Here is a 2,284-nt window from a genome sequence, read left to right as displayed (position 1 = left end):
TCTTCTTGCAAGACTACCGATTGCAGCCAATAACTCAGCACTAGAAAAAGGTTTGGTTAAATAAATATCAGCGCCAGATTCATATCCAGCGACCCTGGCTTCAGCACTATTTCTAGCTGTAGCCATAATGATATAAAGATCATGATCAGCCTTTTTTAACCTTGTCGCAATGCTGATACCATCCTCGCTAGGTAAGTTCAAGTCAAGAATAATTAGATTAAATACATGGTCAATTAGAAGATCATCCAATGATTCCGCAGAGTCTGCGCCAAATACTGTATATCCTTCACGCTCAATATTACGCAGTAACAAACTTCGTAAGTCATCATTATCTTCAACAACTGCGATTTTTATTTTAGAAGGCATACTTTAAATATCACCTGATCCGGGTTTGATGTGTAAATCACTTTACCGCCCAACAAGCTAGTAAGCGACTTAACCAAGAATAACCCTAGTCCACTTCCAGAAACTTTGGTTGCACGGGCATTACGGTAGTACTTCTCAAATACTTGATTGGATTCTGGTGCACCCATTGGCCCAATAAGATTAGATACGCTAACCTCATAAGCATCTAATAACTCACTACAAGCAATTGTTATCACCCCTTCTGATGGTGAGTATTTAATTGCATTTTCTAAAAGATTGCGAATAATCACGTATAGAAAATCCCTATCTGTGGATAGATTGATAGTGAAGTCTCCTTCTTTAATGAGCTTATGGGTAGGTAAATCAGCAAGCACATCGCTTACCAAATCATCCAATACAAATATGGACCGATGGACCATGACTGAATGGGCATCCAGTCTATCCAAGGCTAGACATTTATTAATAATATTGTCGATATTTCTGACGGCTCGATTTGCGGGAAGCTCTACGTCTGAGTCTGTCAATTTTTCATCTAGTACTAACTTCAAAATTGATAAAGGCGTTTTAATTTCATGGGTAAGCATCGCCATCAATTTACTTTGATCTTTACGTCTGATGCGCTCTTGATCGGCTTGGATTTTATGGTGATTAGCCCTTGCAAGTTGCTGCTTTAAAATTCCTCTTGCTCTGTATTGCAAAATACCAAATAGCAATAGCCCATTGAGCAAACTATAAGCATAGATAGCATGAATCGCAAACTCCCCTGCATTAATTACATTCATTAAGGTGAGCTGAATCAATACCCATACCACTAAGATAACGAAGTAATACAAGCGCAATACCTTAATGGGTACTTGGTAGATTGTATTGTCTGGTCTTACTTTCACTAAGCCAAAGACGCTCGACAGGAATAGAAGAATGCTTGCCAAAAGCACGACTAAGGCCCCAATTTTGAGCGCCAATAAGGGGTTGCCCAAACCCAATATACACATGGCAATTAAAGGGGTAATCAGCAACACATTAAACCCATATTCATAAACTCTTTTAAGGCCGTATTCTTTTAAAAGAAACTTGTGTGACAACACCACCCAAAACATATAGGCCAATATCAGCCAGTAGCCAATTTCATTCAGTTTTGTAGGGGCAACATATTGATCAAACAGGATGCGAGCAAAGCCTAGTAATAAGAAGGCATGCGCCAATGATAAAAATTGATGCCCAACGAATAATCCCAAAACCTTTTCGCGACTAAAGAGCCACGTAATGAAAAGCCATGCAAATATAAGCGCCAGAAATGCCACATGCCACTCATATAAAAATGTTTCAATCTGGTCTAGTGTAAAAAATTGATCGGTCTCGTACGCATTAACATAGTACATATAACTATGTGCTGACTTAAATCTTAGGTACACCTCTCGACTTTGATCGCTCGCAGGTAATTTGAAGTTCAGGCCAAGCGTTTTAACATCTGAACTTGCCCATGGATATTTATCGCCCGTGACATGAGGCTTGTATCCGTCTAACGGATCAAATAGCTGAATTTCATCAGTGTAATTTGGTCTAATTCGAAGAACCAGATCTTGAGCATTGGGATTAATTTTTAACTTCATCCATAGCGCTGATTTGCTATATCCCCCTGCATACACATTTTCATAATAGGGGGTGAAGGCCTTGTCTTGAATGTTGGCAATACTTAAAGCATTAGATTCATCGCTAAAAAAGGATTTTTCAGCGATAACCCCCTCAGAGGCTCCAGCCTCCAGGCAAAAAATAGTAAGCAGGCCAATGAGGATGTGCGGTAATAGCTTAAGCATGACTCAATTATGTACACATTTCTTTCTTACGAATTCTTACAGGACTCAACCCTCCTATTTCAAAGTCTTGGCTTTAAAAAATCTTCATAGTCTCCTACTGGCCG

2 protein-coding genes are annotated in these 2,284 nt (G+C 39.3%); both read right to left on the bottom strand.

The genetic code is table 11. The annotated features are described in order from the left end of the window. A partial coding sequence (locus ICN46_RS11830) for a response regulator transcription factor (RefSeq protein ID WP_216209106.1) occupies window positions 1–366 on the bottom strand: 366 nt, incomplete at its 3' end. After that, the gene (locus ICN46_RS11825; protein WP_216209103.1) at window positions 351–2,180 is read right to left on the bottom strand and encodes a sensor histidine kinase; all 1,830 of its coding nucleotides are present in this window, start codon (window positions 2,178–2,180) and stop codon (window positions 351–353) included. The genes ICN46_RS11830 and ICN46_RS11825, both read right to left, overlap by 16 nt. Between the last annotated feature and the right edge of the window lie 104 nt (window positions 2,181–2,284).

Origin of the sequence: Polynucleobacter sp. Latsch14-2 (genome assembly GCF_018881925.1) — a bacterium.
Classification (GTDB): Bacteria; Pseudomonadota; Gammaproteobacteria; order Burkholderiales; family Burkholderiaceae; genus Polynucleobacter.
This window is presented reverse-complemented; position numbering and strand designations above follow the sequence as displayed.

Coding starts and splice junctions, on each gene's coding strand:
- ICN46_RS11825 (WP_216209103.1), bottom strand. CDS start 2,180: ATGCTTAAGCTATTACCGCACATCCTCATTGGCCTGCTTACTATTTTT.